The organism is Nonomuraea lactucae (genome assembly GCF_003313395.1).
GTDB lineage: Bacteria > Actinomycetota > Actinomycetes > Streptosporangiales > Streptosporangiaceae > Nonomuraea > Nonomuraea lactucae.
In genome coordinates, this window is the sequence record NZ_QNFZ01000614.1 from 1 (window position 1) to 2,334 (window position 2,334).

The 2,334-nt window shown below is 71.6% G+C and carries 3 protein-coding genes; all 3 read left to right on the forward strand.

Features of this window, described 5'->3' with window-relative positions:
* The coding region (locus DQW85_RS24270; RefSeq protein ID WP_162795324.1) for an MMPL family transporter at positions 1-1,047 on the forward strand (1,047 nt) is incomplete at its 5' end.
* A gap of 175 nt (positions 1,048-1,222) precedes the next feature.
* Positions 1,223-1,600, forward strand: coding sequence for a roadblock/LC7 domain-containing protein (locus tag DQW85_RS24275; RefSeq protein ID WP_113702342.1), 378 nt, complete (start codon positions 1,223-1,225; stop codon positions 1,598-1,600).
* 3 nt (positions 1,601-1,603) lie between these two features.
* Positions 1,604-2,334 (forward strand): ADAM 12 protein (locus tag DQW85_RS24280; protein WP_113702343.1); only part of this gene is annotated, 731 nt, incomplete at its 3' end.

The window sequence follows — 2,334 nt, forward strand, 5'->3', positions numbered from 1 at the left end:
CGCGCAGTGGTGCGGCTGCGCCTGCCCGCCGCGCTGCTGTCCGGCGGCCTGCTGGCCGCGCTCGCCGTGATCGGCACGGGCGTCGACCTCGGGCTGCCGGAGAGCCGGCACCTGCTGACCACCGGCCCCGGCCACGAGGGCTTGGCGGCGCTGCGGAACGCGGGCGTGCCGGCGGGCGTCATCACGCCGATCGACGTCCTCGTCACCGGGGACCCCGCCGCGGCGGTCCAGCGGATCAAGTCGGTCGAGGGCGTCGCCACCGTCCTCGCGCCCGACAGCCATTCCTGGCGCAGGCAGGGGACGTCGGTCGTGTCGGTGCTGCCCGTCGCGGAGAACGGCACCCCCGAAGGGGAGGCGACGATCACGCGGATCCGCGAGACGGCGCCCGCCATGGCGCGGGTCGGCGGAAACGCCGCGCAGAGCATGGACTTCCGGGCCCACACCTACGGCGCCTTCCCGTGGATGCTCGGCGTGATCGCCCTGGTCACGTTCGTGATGCTGGCCCGGGCCTTCCGGTCGGTGGTGCTGCCGCTGAAGGCCATCATGCTCAACCTGCTCTCCCTGGGCGCGGTGATCGGCGCGATGGTGCTGCTGTGGCAGTGGGGCTGGGGCACCCGCGAGATCCTGGACATCCAGCCCACGGGGTCGATCGGCGAGTTCGTGCCACTGACGATCTTCGCCTTCCTGTACGGCCTCGGCATGGACTACGAGGTCTTCATCCTGGCCCGCATGCGGGAGGAGTACGACCGCGGCGGCAGCACGCCCCAGGCGGTGGTCGAGGGCATCGGCCGCACCGGGCGGCTGGTCACGTCGGCGGCGCTGATCCTGTTCACCTCCTTCGCCGTGCTGGCCATGACGCCCGAGCTGGACGTCAAGGTCTTCGCCAGCGGCCTGGCCCTGGGCATCGTGCTGGACGCCACCCTCATCCGCGGCGTGCTCGTCCCCGCCGTCGTGGCGATGATGGGCCGCTGGAACTGGTGGCTGCCCGACTGGGCGGCGGCGCCTCTCCGGGTGCGGCCCTCCCCGGTTCGAGGGCGGAGAACGTGAATCGAATTTGTCCTGGTAATGCGAGTAATTTCCATAAATCCGATAAACGTCTATCGCGGTAGGGTTTTTCTCCGCCCCAGCCATATACCTTTCTCACCGCGCAATCTCCGGCCCGCCCGATCATGCCGAATCGCTCCTACGCTGACTCAGTCTTCAGGCGGTGAGGGGAGGACGGGTGCTGGGACTGCACGACTGCCTGACCGAGGTCATGGCCATACCCGGCGCGTTGGACGCAATGCTGCTGGACCAGACCAGCGGGATGGCCGTAGTCGCCAGCGGGCCGCCCCAGGGCGTTGACACCGAGCGCTCCGCCGCCGCCCTGACCGAGACGCTGCGCGCGACCATGGACGGGCTCGCGCGATCGTGCCCCGGCGACACCGTTCGCATCAACGACATGCTCGTCACCACCGACCGGGGACACCACCTGCTCCGGCTGATGGAGACGGTCTTCGAGGGGCCGCTTGTCATCTACGTACGCCTGGACCTGGAGCACTCGAATCTGGCGCTCGCGCGCTTCCGCCTGCAGGACATCTCCAGCCGGTTGCTGGCGTGACCCATGGCATCACTCGACGTGCTGCTGGCCGGCCTCGCCCATGAGCGCTCCACGGGCGCGCTCCGCGTCGGCCGTGCCGGAACGGTCTTTCTCGACGAGGGACGGGTGACGTACATGGAGTGCGCGCAGACGCCCGGCGTCGAACGGATCCTCGCCGCGCGGGGGCGGATGCCGGAGGCCGCGCTGCGGCGGATTCAGGCGGACGGCGGCTGCGAGCGGCTGCTCGCCGAGGGGGCCGTCACGCTGGGCGAGCTGCAGTACTGCGTGCTGGGGGCCGTCCTGGACGCCGCGTTCTTCCTGCTGCCGACCGGGGGGACGCGGCCGAAGTTCCGGCCCGGCGAGCGGCACTGGCTGGGCGGGTGCTGGTACTTCGACGTGTCCGGCCTGGTGCGGGAGTGCGCGCGCCGCCGCACGCTCCTGGCCCAGATCTGGCCGTCCGCGGACGTGGACGCCTCCCCCGTACGGCCGGCGCCCCGGCTCTCCGGGCAGAAGGTGATGCTCGGCACGGTCGAATGGGAGATCGTCGCCCGTGCCGGCGAGGAGGTGACGCCACTCGAACTCGCGCGGCAACTGGGCAGGTCCGCATACTCGATACTGCTCGCCGTACGGAGGCTGGCCGCGGCGGGCCTGCTCGTCCCGGGCGAGACCGCCTCCTCCGACGCGGAGGCCAGGCGGGGCGCGCCGCTGCCCAAGCGGGCGGGGCGGCACGAGGCGAAGGCCCGGTCGGCGCAGCC